Source organism: Streptococcus sp. DTU_2020_1000888_1_SI_GRL_NUU_041A (assembly GCF_032387735.1).
GTDB classification, from domain to species: Bacteria; Bacillota; Bacilli; order Lactobacillales; family Streptococcaceae; genus Streptococcus; species Streptococcus sanguinis.
The window spans coordinates 1,498,611-1,514,238 of the sequence record NZ_CP135591.1; the positions used below are offsets into that span (position 1 = coordinate 1,498,611).

General features: G+C 41.9%; 18 protein-coding genes. 2 read left to right on the forward strand and 16 right to left on the reverse strand.

Annotation, left to right across the window (positions count from 1 at the left end):
- Positions 1-70 precede the first annotated feature (70 nt).
- The 11 genes from RSK81_RS07310 to RSK81_RS07360 all read right to left on the reverse strand — a co-directional run bounded on the left by RSK81_RS07310 (position 71) and on the right by RSK81_RS07360 (position 10,915).
- A complete protein-coding gene (locus tag RSK81_RS07310; RefSeq protein ID WP_049547417.1) occupies positions 71-1,807 on the reverse strand; it encodes an ABC transporter ATP-binding protein in 1,737 nt (578 codons plus the stop codon).
- Positions 1,797-3,539, reverse strand: coding sequence for an ABC transporter ATP-binding protein (locus RSK81_RS07315; protein ID WP_049547416.1), 1,743 nt, complete (start codon positions 3,537-3,539; stop codon positions 1,797-1,799). The genes RSK81_RS07310 and RSK81_RS07315 overlap by 11 nt, the downstream gene beginning before the upstream one ends.
- Before the next feature lie 96 nt (positions 3,540-3,635).
- Entirely contained in the window at positions 3,636-4,823 is a 1,188-nt protein-coding gene (locus tag RSK81_RS07320) for an MFS transporter (RefSeq protein WP_268683113.1), read from the reverse strand.
- A 156-nt stretch (positions 4,824-4,979) separates the two neighbouring features.
- Positions 4,980-6,326: an asparagine--tRNA ligase gene (gene asnS, locus RSK81_RS07325; protein ID WP_315686356.1), complete on the reverse strand. Its 1,347-nt coding sequence runs from the start codon at positions 6,324-6,326 to the stop codon at positions 4,980-4,982.
- A 21-nt stretch (positions 6,327-6,347) separates the two neighbouring features.
- Complete coding sequence (locus tag RSK81_RS07330; RefSeq protein WP_002906354.1) at positions 6,348-6,713, reverse strand: VOC family protein; 366 nt, start codon at positions 6,711-6,713, stop codon at positions 6,348-6,350.
- Between the two features lie 179 nt (positions 6,714-6,892).
- Positions 6,893-7,243, reverse strand: coding sequence for a hypothetical protein (locus RSK81_RS07335; protein WP_101771435.1), 351 nt, complete (start codon positions 7,241-7,243; stop codon positions 6,893-6,895).
- A gap of 9 nt (positions 7,244-7,252) precedes the next feature.
- Positions 7,253-7,846 (reverse strand): hypothetical protein, encoded by a 594-nt coding sequence (locus RSK81_RS07340; protein WP_101771436.1) that lies wholly within the window; start codon positions 7,844-7,846, stop codon positions 7,253-7,255.
- A gap of 14 nt (positions 7,847-7,860) precedes the next feature.
- Positions 7,861-8,280: a hypothetical protein gene (locus RSK81_RS07345; RefSeq protein ID WP_101771437.1), complete on the reverse strand. Its 420-nt coding sequence runs from the start codon at positions 8,278-8,280 to the stop codon at positions 7,861-7,863.
- Between the two features lie 232 nt (positions 8,281-8,512).
- On the reverse strand, positions 8,513-8,998 hold the full coding sequence (locus RSK81_RS07350) for a hypothetical protein (RefSeq protein ID WP_314578149.1): 486 nt from the start codon (positions 8,996-8,998) through the stop codon (positions 8,513-8,515).
- Positions 8,999-9,248: 250 nt separating this feature from the next.
- Positions 9,249-10,430 (reverse strand): pyridoxal phosphate-dependent aminotransferase, encoded by a 1,182-nt coding sequence (locus RSK81_RS07355; protein ID WP_315686358.1) that lies wholly within the window; start codon positions 10,428-10,430, stop codon positions 9,249-9,251.
- Positions 10,427-10,915, reverse strand: a complete 489-nt coding sequence (locus tag RSK81_RS07360; protein ID WP_002924320.1) for a DUF5590 domain-containing protein — start codon at positions 10,913-10,915, stop codon at positions 10,427-10,429. The genes RSK81_RS07355 and RSK81_RS07360 overlap by 4 nt, the downstream gene beginning before the upstream one ends.
- A gap of 114 nt (positions 10,916-11,029) precedes the next feature.
- Between RSK81_RS07360 and RSK81_RS07365 the strand changes: the two genes are divergently transcribed.
- Together RSK81_RS07365 and RSK81_RS07370 are read left to right on the forward strand one after the other, a co-directional pair.
- A complete protein-coding gene (locus RSK81_RS07365; protein WP_002924319.1) occupies positions 11,030-11,476 on the forward strand; it encodes a MarR family winged helix-turn-helix transcriptional regulator in 447 nt (148 codons plus the stop codon).
- An 85-nt stretch (positions 11,477-11,561) separates the two neighbouring features.
- On the forward strand, positions 11,562-12,110 hold the full coding sequence (locus tag RSK81_RS07370) for an NADPH-dependent FMN reductase (RefSeq protein WP_002895223.1): 549 nt from the start codon (positions 11,562-11,564) through the stop codon (positions 12,108-12,110).
- Positions 12,111-12,400: 290 nt separating this feature from the next.
- Here RSK81_RS07370 and RSK81_RS07375 read toward each other — a convergent pair whose 3' ends face one another.
- From RSK81_RS07375 to RSK81_RS07395, 5 genes are all read right to left on the reverse strand, one after another.
- Positions 12,401-12,742, reverse strand: coding sequence for a hypothetical protein (locus RSK81_RS07375; RefSeq protein WP_002924317.1), 342 nt, complete (start codon positions 12,740-12,742; stop codon positions 12,401-12,403).
- Between the two features lie 21 nt (positions 12,743-12,763).
- Positions 12,764-13,294 (reverse strand): hypothetical protein, encoded by a 531-nt coding sequence (locus tag RSK81_RS07380; RefSeq protein ID WP_002924316.1) that lies wholly within the window; start codon positions 13,292-13,294, stop codon positions 12,764-12,766.
- Positions 13,295-13,333: 39 nt separating this feature from the next.
- Positions 13,334-13,999 carry a hypothetical protein gene (locus RSK81_RS07385; RefSeq protein WP_315686361.1) on the reverse strand — a complete coding sequence of 222 codons (666 nt, stop codon included), beginning with the start codon at positions 13,997-13,999 and terminating at the stop codon, positions 13,334-13,336.
- Positions 14,000-14,347: 348 nt separating this feature from the next.
- Positions 14,348-14,863, reverse strand: coding sequence for a hypothetical protein (locus tag RSK81_RS07390; RefSeq protein WP_315686363.1), 516 nt, complete (start codon positions 14,861-14,863; stop codon positions 14,348-14,350).
- Between the two features lie 239 nt (positions 14,864-15,102).
- Positions 15,103-15,603 carry a hypothetical protein gene (locus RSK81_RS07395; protein WP_002924310.1) on the reverse strand — a complete coding sequence of 167 codons (501 nt, stop codon included), beginning with the start codon at positions 15,601-15,603 and terminating at the stop codon, positions 15,103-15,105.
- Positions 15,604-15,628: the final 25 nt, after the last annotated feature.

The window sequence follows — 15,628 nt, forward strand, 5'->3', positions numbered from 1 at the left end:
AAGAGTTGGAAATTCCAACTCTTTTAGTTTTGTTTAGCATCAATCTGTGAACTTTAATAAAGTTCCCCTTCTACTCCTGCGCCGTCTGCATTTGGTAATAAACACCTCTGGCCGCCATGAGCTCCTGATGATTCCCATGCTCGACGATATCACCATCTACCATGACGAGGATGATGTCAGCATTTTGAATAGTAGACAGGCGATGGGCGATGATAAAGCTAGTACGACCCACCATGAGCTTGCTGAAAGCCTCCTGAATCAAGACTTCTGTCCGGGTATCAATGGAGGAAGTCGCCTCGTCCAAGATTAGGATTTTAGGAACGGAAAGGAAGACACGGGCAATGGTCAAGAGCTGCCGCTGACCTTGAGAAAGAGAGTCCCCAGCATCCGCTAGGTAGGTGTCGTACCCCTGAGGCAGCTGCTGGATAAAGAAATGAGCATTGGCCGCCTTGGCAGCTGCAATAACCTCTTCTCGGCTGGCGTCTGGCCGGCCAAAAGCTATGTTGTCGTGAATAGTCGCCGTCTTAAGCCAAGTCTCTTGCAGTACCATACCGAATTGCTGACGATAAGAGGATCTAGTGTAATGCGTGATGGGAATACCGTCTAGCGAAATAAGACCACTGTCTACATTGTAAAAGCGCATAAGGAGATTGATCAAGGTAGACTTGCCAGCACCAGTTGGCCCGACAATGGCGACCTTGCTAGCTGCCGGAATCCTTATATTCAAATCCTGAATCAGCTCTTTGCCAGGATCATAGCCAAAAGCCACATGCTCAAAGCTAATCTGTCCTTTGACATTTTCAGGATGAAGAATTTCCTGACCGGGCTCAGCTATTTCTTCTTGGTCCAAAACGCTGTAAATCCGCTCTGCACAAGCTAAAGCGCTCTGCAATTCTGACATGACTGACGATATATCATTGAAAGGCTTGGTGTACTGGTTGACATAGTTGAGGAAAGTCACCAGCTGCCCAACCGTAAAGCCTGTTCCCTGAATGATTCGGACAGCACCAAAGCCCACAATCAAAGCATAGATCAGGGCATTGATAAAACGAGTCGAAGGATTAACCGTCGAAGAATAGAAAATAGCCGCCTGAGAATAGTCTGCATAGGTTTGATTACTGCGAGTAAAAGCTGAATCAAACTGCTCCTGAGCATTAAAAGCCTGGATCAGACTTTCTTGAGTCAAACTTTCCTCAATCAGCTGGGTCTGCGCTCCTCTCGCCTGCGTCTGACGTTGGAAAAAGCTAAAACTCTTTCTAGCAATAAAGCGAGCTAAGAAAAGAGAAAGGGGCGTCAAAAGCAAGACCAAAAGCAGGAGGAAAAAGTCCAACTGAGCCATACTAATGATGGTCACTAAAATTGTCAGCAAACCCACAAAAAATTGATTGAAAACCATAAGTAAGCCATTGCTGAGCTGCTCCAAATCGGTCGTCACACGACTAACCAAGTCGCCAGTTCCCTGCCGATCCAGATAAGCCAAAGGCAGATAATGAACTTTCTTGATGACACCTTGTCGGAGTTGCTGGCTATAGCGATAAACCAGCTGATTATAAAGCAAGGGATTGAGCCACTGAATCAGCGTATTGGCTAAGATGACCAACAGCATCTGGCCCAAAATCGGCATCACATGCTGCTCCGATTGAGGGAGAAGAACACTATCAACCGCATTCCCGATTAAAACTGGTAGAAGAACAGTCAGAGCCACTTGAGCCACCGTCCCCAGACTAGCTAGGAGAAAGAGCCAGCGCGCCTGCAGCAAGTCTCGAGTCAAACGCCTCAAGCTGCTAGATGATGTCTTATGCTTCATGCTTTCCCTCCTCTCCTTGACTATGCTGTGAATGATGGATTTCTCGGTAAATAGCAGAGCTGACTAGGAGTTCCTCATGGCGACCAAGGGCCACCTGTTCTCCCTTATCTAGGACTAAAATTTGATCCGCTGAGCGCAAGCTATTGGTCCGCTGAGAGATCAAGACAAGACTGGTCTCAGTCAATTCATTCTTAATAGCCTGCAAGAGTCTAGCCTCTGTCAAATAGTCCAGAGCAGATGTCGCATCATCTAAAACCAAGAAAGGTGCCCTCCGCAATACAGCTCTTGCAATGGTTAAACGCTGACGCTGGCCGCCAGAAAAATTCCGGCCAAAGGCCTCTACAATCGCATCCAAGCCACCTTCCTTCTGAGAGACAAAGTCCGCCGCCTGAGCAATCTCTAAAGCCTGCCACAAGTCTGCATCTGTTGGCTTGGTTGACAGTCCTAAAGTCAGATTGGAGCGAACAGTTCCTTGGAAAAGCTCCGCCTTTTGAGGCACCAGACTGATCCAGGACCTCCATTCGCTCAGATTTTTGGGACTGCGTCCTTGGGAAAAGATGGTCAACTGACCAGCAGCCACAGGATAGAGATGGGCCAGTAGCTGAACCAGAGTAGACTTCCCTGAACCTGTCCCGCCAATAACTCCCAAAGTCTGGCCGTTTTTCAAATCAAAAGTCAGACCTGTCAGGGCTGGACTAGCTGCATTTGGATAGGAAAAGCTGACCTGCTTGACTTTAATGGCTTGATTCGGCAGAGCGGTTTCCTGCACTAATTCCTGCAGAACATCTTCTTCTGCTTGCTCGAATACCTGACTGATACGACCTGCACTGATATAGCTTTGATTGAGTGAATTTACTAGCATCGCCAGTTTGAGCAATTCCACCAAAATTTGCAATAAATAATTAACCAAGGCCACTAGCATCCCCTGAGTCAGCAAGCCCTTGCCGATAAAGCTATTCCCCTGCCAAATCACAGCAATCAGAGTACCATTGACTGTGAGAAAGGTCAGAGGACTAATTAGACTAGCCAGAGCTCCCGTCCTGATTTGCCAGGTTTTATAGAGCTCGTTGCGATTGCGAAAGGTTTGAATCTCACGCTGGTTCTGACCGAAAGCTCGTATAACCCTCATGCCCTGCAGCTGCTCACGCGTCAAACTGACCAATTGATCTGTCAGCTGGCGAATCTTGGCATAGAGAGGATTCATCAGACGAGACATGAAGACGATAATAGCCGTTAAAATTGCCACCATGAGCAAGAACCACAAGGTAATGGTCGGACTGATAGTAAAGGCCATGATGATAGAGCCAAAAACGATGATAGGCGCCCGCAGAAAGAGACGAAGAAATTGATTGATGCCCATCTGAATCTGATAGGTGTCACTCGTCAGCCGAGTCACCAAGCTAGAAGTTGTCAACTCATCCCGACTAGCCTTGGGCAAACGCAGGATTTTTTGATAGAGGTCACTTGTCATCTGACGAGTAAAGCCCACTGCCGCCTTTGACGAATAATACTGGGCCACAACTGCTACCACCACGCCCAGAGCAGCCAAGCCCATCAAAAGAAAAACCATCCAGTAGAGATGGGAGCTGTCGTGTCTAGGAATGGTCTCGTCCACAATCCCCGCAATCAAAATCGGAACCAGCAGTTCAAAACTGGCTTCCAAAAGCTTGAACAAGGGCCCCAGCAAAGACTCCCTGATATAGCCCTTGAAATATTTCAATAAATCTTTCATACTGCCTACTTCTCCATTAAACTGTATTTATTTTACCATAATTTTCAAAGGGTAAAAAATATTCTCCTTCTGAATATCAGAAAGAGAACATTAATCTTAGACTTCTTGTAAATTCTGGCTTATTTTCTTTAATCCCAAATGCAAAAATGGTGTCACTACTAATAAAAAGGTGCCCAAAGCTATAAAAGTCCAATCGAAGCCAAAGTAATCAATCAACCAACCTGTCACAGGGAAAATGACAATCATACTCAGGCTGAACATCATAGAATAAACACTGAGCATGGTCGCCCGCACTTCACTTGGCAGCTGCTTTTGTAAATCATTGTCAAAAATCGGCTGGAAAAGAGCATACAAGGCGTTGCTGATTAGATAAATCAAAATATAAATGATCGGAGTTCCAAAATAGGACAGCAGGTAGCTTGCTCCAGTTAAAAGCACCACTGAAGGGAAAAGTTTTAGGGCAGAATATCTCTTTCCAATCACACTCGCCAGATAGACCGCTAAGATATTCAAAGCACTGCCAATTAGCATAACTACTGAAATCTGCCAATCTTTTAAGTCCGGCAATTGATTTTGATAATAAAAATAAAACATACACATCAGCGTTCCGATGATTTGGGAAAGAATCATCCAGATAAAAAGGCTGGGATTTCTCTGCAACTCCTCTTTGACAGCCCAGATAATCTTTTTCATAGTCAGGCGTTCCGCTTTCTCCGCTTTGACACTTGGCTCCTTCAGCATCCAGGTTAAGAAAAGAACGACGATAGAGGTGCCAATCATGATATAGTAGGTCAGATGCAATTGTCCATGGACAAAAAATCCAGCCCAGACCGTTCCCAAGGACCGGGTCGCCTCGGCCACTCCAGACATAAAACTGGAGATGGATAAGTAACGTTCCTTGAGTCCAGCCTCCACAGATGAATCATAGACCATGGCTGCGCTTGTCCCCGAATCAAAATTATAGGACCAAGCACTAATCACCATAGCCAGTGCATAAACCCAAAAGTTCCCCTGCCCGGCCAACATGAGAACAGAAGACACAATCCCGGCTATCCGGCTCAGATACAGATTGGTCTTGTAGGAAAAGCGATCCGCCAACATCCCAGAAGGAATTTCACAGATGACACTAGTGGCATGAAAGATACTTTCCAAAAGCCCAATCTGCCAAAGGGACATGCCATTTTGACTTAGAAATAAAATCCAAAAACTAGTAATGCCTAGAAAGGCAAAAAATTCTACTCCGGCCATAAGACCGATATTTTTTCGATAACTTCTTTTAAACATATTTTCTCCTTTAACAAGTGTTTTCTAATTTCTATCCTTTATCACTTGTTAATCCGCTGTTTACATGATCTCCACCTCTTCTTTCTCTAAAATTCTATATTTGGATTATTTCATAGCTCGATTTTGAAAAAACGCCCCATGGGCGTTTGATTCGTTTTACGGTTTAATACGGTGCAGCATACGAGGGAATGGAATGGCTTCACGGATATGCTTAGTTCCTGCTACAAAGGTTACCATACGCTCGATACCGATACCGAAGCCACCATGCGGAACTGTTCCATACTTACGAAGATCAAGGTAGAATTCATATTCTGTCGTATCCATACCCAGTGCATCCATTTTAGCAACAAGAGCATCGTAGTCTTCCTCACGCATAGAACCACCGATGATTTCGCCATAGCCTTCTGGTGCCAGTAGGTCTGCACAAAGGACACGGTCTGGATTTCCAGGAACTGGTTTCATGTAGAAGGCTTTGATAGCTGCTGGATAGTTCACGACAAAGGTTGGTACACCGAAGTGGTTTGAAATCCATGTTTCATGCGGTGAACCGAAGTCATCTCCATGTTCCAGATGCTCATAGTCAGCATCCTCATCATTTTCATGGGCTTGCAAAAGATCAATCGCTTCATCATAACTAACACGCTTGAAAGGCTCCGCAATATAGCGTTTCAAAAGTTCTACATCACGTTCCAAGGTTTCCAAAGCTTGAGGAGCTCGGTCAAGAACACCTTGGATCAAGGCTTTAACATAAGCTTCTTGCAAGTCGAGTGACTCATCATGCGTCAAGTATGAATACTCCGCATCCATCATCCAGAACTCAGTCAAATGACGACGGGTTTTTGATTTTTCGGCACGGAATACAGGACCGAAGTCAAAGACACGACCAAGAGCCATGGCACCTGCTTCCAGATAAAGCTGACCTGACTGACTCAAGTATGCTGGAGTTCCGAAGTAGTCTGTTTCAAAGAGCTCAGTTGAGTCTTCTGCTGCATTTCCTGACAAGATTGGGCTGTCAAACTTCATAAAGCCATTCTTGTCAAAGAATTCATAGGTAGCGTAGATGATGGCATTGCGGATTTGCATCATAGCTACTTGCTTACGAGAACGCAGCCACAAATGACGGTTGTCCATGAGGAAGTCCGTTCCATGTTCTTTCGGCGTGATTGGATAGTCATTTGACTCACCGATGATTTCGATATCGGTGATGTCCAGCTCATAGCCAAATTTTGAGCGCTCGTCTTCCTTGACAATCCCTGTCACATAGACAGAAGTTTCTTGGCTAAGCTTTTTAATCGTATCAAACTTCGCCAATCCTTCTTCTTCGCCAAATTTCTCGATGAAGTTAGGCTTGAAGGCCACCCCTTGGAAGAAGGCTGTTCCGTCACGCAGCTGCAAGAAAGCAATCTTACCCTTACCTGACTTATTGGCAACCCAAGCACCGATGGTCACTTCTTGACCAACATAATTTTTCACATCAATAATTGTTACGATTTTCTTTGACACGTTTTTTCTCTTTTCTATTTTTTATTCTTTATGACAGACTGCCTCGACATTATTACCATCTGGATCCAAGACAAAGGCTGCATAATATGACGAAAGGTTCCCCCGATAATTTGGCGCACCGTTGTCTTTTCCCCCTGCCTTTAAACCAGCCTCATAACAAGCTTGAACCTGCTCATGGTTTTCTGCCAAAAAAGCAAAGTGAATCGGAGACTGCTCTCCCTCTCCCAACCAAAAATCTCCACCAGGATGTGGGCTGTTGGGAGCAACAAAACTGAGTAGAGAACTACTTCTAAAAGCCAATTTGTAGCCTAGAGGAGAAAGAAAACTTGTATAAAAGTCTTTTGAAATTTGTAGATTCCTGACCTTTATCTCAAAATGATCAATCATATCTGCCTCCTAGATTGGTTGCTAAATGTCACTTTATTTCAAGACAAATCTTTTGGACATCTGTTCTATATTTTACCATAAAGCGATTGCAATAGCTATCCTTGAAGAGTCTAAATCTCAGAAAAATTAAAAAACCAGCCTCTTAAAGGCTGGTGGATAACTCTCTCTTAATAAGAGGACTAATTTTTTGTTCCATATAGCAGTCGATCAACCATGTCATCATCATAGTTCAAGACTTTTTTCAAAGCCATCTTAAAGCGCTGATCACTGAGAATCTGACCTCCTGGACTCTGGTCAATCGTCGCATAATTCCCCTCCCCGTCCTGAGTAAAGGCTACAGTGAGCTCTTGGTCAGGGTCTTCACAAACATCTCTCTGAGGATTTTTGGAACTGGTAGACGGTCGAAAGTCCATTCTTTGCAGGCGAAACGACAGTTCTTTATGAAAAGCCGCAATGTCCTTCTGACGATTGACCACTGGCTCATGTTTGTCCAACCAAGTCAAAACATCTTCTTTTGTAATATATATCATCTTCCCCTCCTAAACCAAATCAAAGTTCGCCCTGTAAATGACCGTATCATAGCTCGGGCTAGCTGCTGACAGAGCTGCTTGAATGATATGGAGCACGCGCTGTTGTTGACCTTCGAAAGCCAAAGGCAGGAGCATATTGGAGACATTTTTGACAATCACTCCCTTAGTGAATTCCCCATCTTCATAAGAAAAATCCTGCTGATGAAAAATGGTCTTGGTCTTAAATTCAATCACCTGTCCTTGCAAGATTAGCTTATAAGTCTTCTTCCAGTTGGTTCTGCCACCAAAGCGATAAAGGATCAGATAAATCCCCAAATCATGATCTGCGACCCAATCACCCGTCTCAAAGACTAGCTCATCATCAATCCCAGCCTTCTTTAAAAGCTCAATCCCTTCTTCAGAAATCATCTCGTGCACGAACTTCCAACTTCCTTCTTGGGGAAGAGACGCTGTTCCCTCAGTCTCCTTCTGAGTGCTACTACTGACTTCTTTATGGTAAACCCTTTTAGGGGTAAATTCTTCCTCCCAAGTCATCTCTTCTTCTATGTCACTGACAGCCCGCCTAGTCGGTAAAAAATCCAGACACTTTTCTAATAATCCCATATCCTATCTCCTCTTTATCTGTACTCCACGTGGTTTACTTCCCTTATCTTTGTATCATAATAAGGGTTAATTTGCGACAGGGCATGTTGAATCACTGTTACGATCTTGTCCTCTCGTCCCTTTAAAACCTTGGGAATCACAAGCTGGGAGATTGTTTCTGTTGATAGACCTTTTACATTTTGAACTTCCTCATTGCGAGCTGGATATCTATCGGCCCGCTCTTCTTCTAGGCGAAATTCAAGCAAGTGGCCACCGAGAATCATGGCTAAGACCTGATATTTCCCTTCCCCGATACGAAATTGCTTGACACAGAGAAAAATTCCTCTCTTCTCATCCTCTAGTAAAAATGGCAAAGCCAGTTCTTTTTCTTCAATAGAAAAATCCTCGAGAAGCTTCTTCTCTCTTTCCCCTATTTCCTTTCTGATAAAACCCATTTTATCTCCTTTTGTACAAAATAATCTTCATCCCTATTATTACTTAAGTAAAAAGACCATGAGGAACACACTGCAAGTCAATAGAATGCAGGGCTAGACCAAATGGACTTCTTTTATTATACACCGAAACACCATCGTCTTCAACTAAATACTCCTCAAATTTTTAAGTCGTCTGGTGATTCCTATCAGAAAGTTAGATTTACTAAGTTTAGATATCATTGATAGCTGCTTTTTAATCAATAGGCGGATTATCCTTTACCTCTTCTTCCGTCTTCCAGTAGGTCATACTGCTCTTCTCAGTATCTACCTCCATCTTTTTATTAAGTCTAATATCAACCTTATAATAGGCACGTTTAATTAAAAACTTTTGACTGTTCTCTGCAGAACCCCAAGTTCTACAAACCATCAAAAAGCGTGCAGAGCCCTGTCCAGATATCTCCTCCTTAGTGTAAGAACCGGGGGCAGTTGGGCGTTCTAAGATTCTCATATTTAATCTCAGTTCTGGCTGATAATTGCTCAAATACCAGTCTATTCGAGCCGAGTCATTCTCATAATAGTGGATACAATAATGATTATCTTTTGCTTGTAAGCTGTAGCTTGGTTCATCCGTCTTAGACTGGGAAATTGTGGTCCAACCCACCTCTGAATTAAAGAAAACATAAGCTCCTAGCAAGACTAGACCGCCTAGCAAGAATAAGAAAATCAAACGACGTTTCATATTGTTCTCCCTCCACTATTGTTTAAATCCTTCATCAGCTGAGTTCTAAGCGAAGCCAATTAACATTTATCCTTGCTAAAGCTTACTAATTTTGACTAGAGTGACAAACGCTTCCATATCTTTCTATATTATTTTACCACTTTGTCAAACTATTTGCCAATGCAGTTGAGGGGAATTGAAAAGGACGAACTCCGAGTTCGGCCTTATCTATTGTTTATAAATCTTCGAAAGCAGTGTAAGATTGAGAGATCTATTTACTCTCCATAAATTGCTGCAGGCGCTGAACGGCTTCTTTGAGCGTATCCAAATCCGTCGCATAACTAAGGCGGACATTTTCTGGAGCACCGAAGCCTGCTCCAGTCACCAGAGCCACGCCAACTTCTTCTAAAATTGCTGTCGTAAACTCGGTCACATCTGTATATCCCTTCATTTCCATGGCTTTCTTGACATTTGGAAAGAGATAGAAGGCACCTTGTGGCTTGACCACTTCAAAACCTGGCACTTGAGCTAAGAGTGGATAGATAGTATTGAGGCGTTCTTCAAAGGCTTGACGCATAGTCTCGACTGTTTCCTGGCTGCCAGTCAGAGCTTCGATAGCTGCATATTGAGCCGCTGCTGTCGGGTTAGAAGTCGTCTGGCCAGCAATCTTACTCATGGCCGCTATAATTTCTGGCTCACCAACTGCATAGCCAATCCGCCAGCCTGTCATGGAGTAGCTCTTAGAGACACCATTGATGACCACCGTCTGCTTGCGAATCTCCTCAGATAGACTGGAAATTGGAGTAAATGTATTACCGTTATATACCAGCCGTCCATAGATGTCGTCTGCCAAAATCAGAATATCATGCTCTACAGCCCAGTTCCCAATCGCCCTTAGCTCATCCGCTGTATAAATCATACCAGTCGGATTGGACGGCGAGTTCAAAACCAAGACCTTGGTCTTATTAGTACGAGCAGCTTCCAGCTGTTCCACCGTTACCTTGAAATTATTTTCCTCTGTGGCTTGGACAAAAACAGGAGTCCCCTCGGCCATCTTAATCTGGTCGCCGTAGCTGACCCAATAAGGCGTCGGAATGATAGCTTCATCACCTGGGTCAAGCACACTCATAAAGAAGGTGTAGAGGGAGAACTTAGCTCCAGTTGCTACCGTCACTTGATTCGGCTGGATGGTGTAGCCGTAATAGTTGGCAAAATACTCTACTACAGCTTCTTTTAGCTCTGGCAGACCGCTCGTCACTGTGTAAAAACTAGCACGCCCATCCTCAATAGCTGCTACAGCCGCATCTCGGATGTTCTTAGGCGTTGGAAAATCTGGCTCTCCCAGAGTCAGAGATAGAATATCCCGCCCCTGCGCTTTCAAAGCCTTAGCACGCGCTGCTGTTGCCAAAGTCACGCTTTCTTCCATCTTTAAGACACGATTTGATAATTTCATAGTCCCTCCTTGCTGACCAACTGTCCGCTTTCAAAACCAATCAGGTAGTAGGTGCCTCCCGACTTGACTTCCCAGATGGGCTGATCCTGAAAATAGCCCATGGTCACCTTATCAATAATTCCTGCTCCATTTTCCTTGGCAATGCTCTCAGCCTCTGTCTGACTGACGCCTTGGTCCAGTCGATAGACCCGAATCTCATTGGAATCTTTAGCAATCAAAACAGCTTTTTCGACACCTTTACTTGTCTTGCCAAGCAGACTGTAGTAAGATTCCTGCCCATTGTAGATGGCAAAAGAATCCACTTTTTCAAGATCTGCATATTCCTTGGCCAAGCGACTGCTTGCTTCCTTAGCTGACTGCCTCGGCTGCATGGATACTTGCAAAACAGCAAAAAATGAAAAGACAAGAACGCTGAGAACGATAAAAATACCGATAAGGTACTGCCAAATTGGAAAACTGGCTTTATTTCTATTTTTATATTTCACTCCGTCATTATACTACAAATACTCCTATTTTTCTATCTTTTTTTGATGAGAATATTCACAAAATTCTAAAGCAATATCCTTGCATATGATACTATTTATTGGTAAAATATTGTTATGAAGATTACAGACGATTTAAGCAAAGAAACTCTGCTTGATTTGAAAACCATGATTGTCTTTCATAAGGCAGAAAGAACTATCCGTGCCATTGAAGCCCAAATTTTCAAAAAGCATGATTTGACTCCTACTCAGTTTTCCGTCTTAGAAACCCTATACAGCAAAGGGGAGCTGCGCATTCAGGACCTGATTGACCGTATACTGGCTACTTCTGGCAACATGACTGTCGTCATCAAAAATATGGAACGCGACGGCTGGATTGTCCGCACCTGCGACCCAAATGACCGCCGGGCTTTTTTGATTGGTCTGACGAAACAAGGCAGAGCTAAAATTGAAGCTGCCCTGCCTGATCATATTAAAAATATTCAGCAAGCTCTGTCCATTCTCGAAGAAGACGATAAGCAGGCTTTGATTCGCATTCTAAAAAATTTCAAAAAATTGAGCTAAATAATTGCTAACTAGTAATTAATGTTGTAACATATATTGTAACAAGAGAAATATCTCTTTATTTTATAAAAAAGGAGACAATGCAATGTCTAAAGTATTATTCATCGTCGGCTCGCTTCGTCAAGGTTCTTTCAACCACCAATTGGCTGAGCAAGCTGAAAAAGCTTTGGCTGGCAAGGCAGAAGTTTCATATCTTGATTACAAAGATGTACCATTCTTCAACCAAGACATCGAAAGTCCTGCTCCAGCTGCTGTTGCTAAGGTTCGTGAAGAAATTTTGGCCGCTGATGCCATCTGGATTTTCTCACCTGTCTACAACTGGGCTATTCCAGGAGTAGTGAAAAACCTCTTGGACTGGGCTTCACGCGCTCTGGATCTGTCAGACCCAACTGGCCCATCTGCTCTGAATGCTAAGGTTGTTACTGTTTCATCTGTAGCTAACGGCACATCACCAGATGAAGTATTCAAGCACTATCGCAGCCTGCTGCCTTTCATCCGTATGAATGTGGTAGAACCATTCACAGGTGTTGGTATCAACCCAGAAGCATGGGGAACTGGACAACTGACTGTCGCAGAAGACAAACTTGCTGAACTCTCAGCACAGGCTGATGCTCTTTTAGCAGCCCTTAACTAAAAAGAGAAGATTATAAAAAGAAAAGAAAACTTATAAGACACTAACCCCCCGCAAAAATTGCGAGGGGTTTTAGATTGCATTATTGATAAGAGCAAGTAGACAGCCTTAACCATACAAAGTCTGATACATTTTTTTCATAAAACCATCAATCTCACTTTGAACAATTTTCAACATGCGGGCTTCTTCGGATTGTGGGATGCTCACTTGCTCATTTATATTTTGTTTATTTATGTAAGAATAGTAACTGCGAACTATGTCCAGATTGTCGTTTAAAACATATTGACAATTTATTATTGTCCCATCAAACTCAGTTTCAAAAAAACTGTTACTTCGTTCCCGCCTGGGTGCGCAATCTTCAAATGTAAATCCCCTTCTATTTCCAGTGGATAAATAACCCCATCTAAACGGATGGCACCATCTGGCGGGATAATATAGCCTGCTTTGCGAATATCAGATGCATACTTTTCTGATGCCAGCAAATGTTCTAAGACTGCTATTTTATCATCCTGTTTGAAAGATTCTTTCAATTGAAGGAATTCTTGATGACTTTGATAATTGAAATAGAGTTTAATTCCGCTGACTAGAAAAGCAACAGAACAAATAAAAATTAGTATGTTTTTAGGTCTCAGCATTTCTTCTCCTAACCAAGATTATTACCTGTCCACCACCTGAGCTTCAAATTTAGCCGGTTTGTTGTCTACATTGGTGATGGTGATAGTGTAGGGGGTTACTTCCGTCACCCCAAATACTTCCTTTATTTCCCCTTGAACCACTATTCCATCACTCTCTAAATAGATACTTTTACTCTTATCATTCGGTAAGTCTTTGCGCTCTGTTCCATCTTTAGAAATAATAATCTCAGTTATTGACTGCTTCTCAACATTATAAACCGTATTACTTCCTTTCATCCCCCAGCCTTTTCGGCCCGATAATTTTAATTTAGCATCATCTTTTTTATCTAAAATCAATTCCGAATTATATTCAAGCTGATTCGTATTTGGAGACACTCTTAATTCAACGCCTTGACCTGATTGCAGAGTAAATTTGCCGTAGTTTAAAATTGCCTGAACGTACCAGACAACAAACAAACTATACAGCAGGCCAATAATAATCCTTGAACGCCGGCTTTTAAAGCGGTACAAAAGTATAAAAAGAGAAGCAATAAAAATTATTGAAGTTATCATTCTTTATTTCCCTTATAAATTCTGTATCCTTTAAAGACTCTATCCATTCTGCAAGATTTCATCTTCTTTCCGTTTTCTCTGCTGACCCGACCACCTGATACATAGCAACAATACAATCATACGAAGAATCAAATAGACCAAACGAAGAATTTTCATCTTACCCAGAGCAGACAAAAACTCCTCCCTTGCATGTCCCACTTCTTGACCTAACTGTTCAACCGTTTTGCCTGTTTCCTCTTTAATAACAGCTGCATTCTTTGAAATCAAATAATATTTTTTCTCTAAACTTGTGGTATAGGCTTTGGAAATTGGTTCATCTAAGAAAAAATATACTCTATCAGCATACTTATCTTCAGACAGAGCATAGTATATTTCAACTTCACTATCCCATTTTTTAGGAAAACTAGTTATTCTAACATTTTCATAGTCCAGATGCATAATTCCATCCAAGATGTCACTAGTCCATTCTTCCGCAAAGTGGTATAGTTTTGCCTTTTTATCTACCATTGGCCAAACTATAACGTACCGACTATGCATGAATTCCTTGGCCAAAGACGAGTTGCTAGCCAGACTGGTCGCACCAATCTCATATACTGACCAAACAAGCAAAATGAGCATTAAGAAAGATTGAACGGGTTTTGTTTTGAAATAATTCTGAAGTAAGCTAATCTTAGCATCAGTTTCCCTATTCTGTTTTCCAAACATCTCTAAATTTTACTTCTCCCCAATTATGTAAATTAAACGAAACGAATAATCGGTTCTTCTTCATTCAATCACTTCAAGAGATCTAGTTGTTCATAAAATGTTTTTTGTTCATAAGCATGCTTAAAAGTGTCATATTGATAACGCTCATAAGCAAAATAAGAAGGAATGAGAATTAGAAGTAAGGACAAAACAATAGTCAGGTATTTATAGCGTTTGAATTTAATGAACATTTGTATCAGCCACTCTTTCTAAATAGTCGAAAAAGTATTCCTGATTTTTCCTCTTCAACAGTTTTGCCATGCTCTACAAGAAAGGCTTCACTATTCCCTGTTCGCAATATCTCACATTTTATTTAGAAGCTAGTTGCTGTTTCATTTTTTCAAAGAACTGATTCAATTCTGTTTGAACCTGATGTAGTAGCTCTTTTTCTTGAGTCTCATCTATTTCAATTTTTTCCCCAGTACCATCTTTCTCTATAGAATCATAACTCGAATCAATTAAATTCAATTTTTTATCTAAGAAAAACGCTACATCTGTTTCTTTACCATTAATTGTAACGGAAAAAAGAACTAGAAGCTCACTGTCTTCCAAACTAGTTGGCGGGCGCACATCCAAGTTTAATTTCCCAGGTATTTTAAGTTTATTTATCCCCCATCGGCGAATCACCGGGTCATCCGGAATTCCATAGCCTGCATCTCGGATAATATCCTCGTTGTTACCTGCGAGAATACTTGCCAGTAATTCAATTTTATTGGCAGAAGAAAAATCTGGTTCAGGTCTATCATCAGGCCCAAAGAGCAACCAAATGACAAAAGCAGCTATTATCAAAAGTAGGATGCTTATTATTTTTTTACGTACCGACATTTTTATCTTCTCCTCGCTTCAAATAATCATAAAAATCTTCTTTTGATTTTTTATGCTCATCCGTATCTGGTTTCCATAAGAAATCCCATCTTTTGCCATGCTTGATAAATTGTCCACCTGCTGTACAAGCTTCTTACATGAGTTCTCCAGAGGCTAGAGTAGCTATCAGGTAGTCACGCTCTTTAGGCAGTCGGTCTGTAACTTGATTGCTAATTCTAAGTTGTTGCCAACGCTTTACCTTACTTGTCCACCACTTGAGCTTCAAAGTGAGCTGTCTTGTCGTCTACATTGGTGATGGTGATAGTATAGGGTTTGTTATTCGTGACGTCAAAAACTTTTTCTCCTTGATACTGAATAATTAAATTTGATTTTTCTATATAAATATCAGCTGAATCACTATTTTCTACATAAGATTCAGTCAACTCTCCCGACTCATCTCTGACCCATTTGAACACATTTTGATTACTTAAATCATAATGTAACTCACTACCACTTACAGACCAATACTCTCTGCCATTTAACTCTAGTTTATTTTTATCATTTTTCTTTAGAATTAACTCTGAATAATATTCCACATCCTGTATCCGAGGATTGACCGTTAGGCTGATCGACTGTCCAGGTTGTAGGGTATATTTACCAAGATTTTGTGCCCATAAATAAAAGAGAAAAGCAGATGCCAGAACTCCAACAAGCAATAAACTACAACCTAAATTCCAATTCCATTGTTTTTTCAAGGTCATTTGTAAATCTCCTTATAGTCGTCAT

Coding starts and splice junctions, on each gene's coding strand:
- RSK81_RS07365 (WP_002924319.1), top strand. CDS start 11,030: ATGAAGATTACAGACGATTTAAGCAAAGAAACTCTGCTTGATTTGAAA.
- RSK81_RS07395 (WP_002924310.1), bottom strand. CDS start 15,603: ATGACCTTGAAAAAACAATGGAATTGGAATTTAGGTTGTAGTTTATTG.
- RSK81_RS07315 (WP_049547416.1), bottom strand. CDS start 3,539: ATGAAAGATTTATTGAAATATTTCAAGGGCTATATCAGGGAGTCTTTG.
- RSK81_RS07330 (WP_002906354.1), bottom strand. CDS start 6,713: ATGATTGATCATTTTGAGATAAAGGTCAGGAATCTACAAATTTCAAAA.
- RSK81_RS07335 (WP_101771435.1), bottom strand. CDS start 7,243: ATGATATATATTACAAAAGAAGATGTTTTGACTTGGTTGGACAAACAT.
- RSK81_RS07345 (WP_101771437.1), bottom strand. CDS start 8,280: ATGGGTTTTATCAGAAAGGAAATAGGGGAAAGAGAGAAGAAGCTTCTC.
- RSK81_RS07310 (WP_049547417.1), bottom strand. CDS start 1,807: ATGAAGCATAAGACATCATCTAGCAGCTTGAGGCGTTTGACTCGAGAC.
- RSK81_RS07370 (WP_002895223.1), top strand. CDS start 11,562: ATGTCTAAAGTATTATTCATCGTCGGCTCGCTTCGTCAAGGTTCTTTC.
- RSK81_RS07380 (WP_002924316.1), bottom strand. CDS start 13,294: ATGATAACTTCAATAATTTTTATTGCTTCTCTTTTTATACTTTTGTAC.
- RSK81_RS07385 (WP_315686361.1), bottom strand. CDS start 13,999: ATGTTTGGAAAACAGAATAGGGAAACTGATGCTAAGATTAGCTTACTT.
- RSK81_RS07375 (WP_002924317.1), bottom strand. CDS start 12,742: ATGCTGAGACCTAAAAACATACTAATTTTTATTTGTTCTGTTGCTTTT.
- RSK81_RS07320 (WP_268683113.1), bottom strand. CDS start 4,823: ATGTTTAAAAGAAGTTATCGAAAAAATATCGGTCTTATGGCCGGAGTA.
- RSK81_RS07390 (WP_315686363.1), bottom strand. CDS start 14,863: ATGTCGGTACGTAAAAAAATAATAAGCATCCTACTTTTGATAATAGCT.
- RSK81_RS07340 (WP_101771436.1), bottom strand. CDS start 7,846: ATGGGATTATTAGAAAAGTGTCTGGATTTTTTACCGACTAGGCGGGCT.
- RSK81_RS07350 (WP_314578149.1), bottom strand. CDS start 8,998: ATGAAACGTCGTTTGATTTTCTTATTCTTGCTAGGCGGTCTAGTCTTG.
- RSK81_RS07355 (WP_315686358.1), bottom strand. CDS start 10,430: ATGAAATTATCAAATCGTGTCTTAAAGATGGAAGAAAGCGTGACTTTG.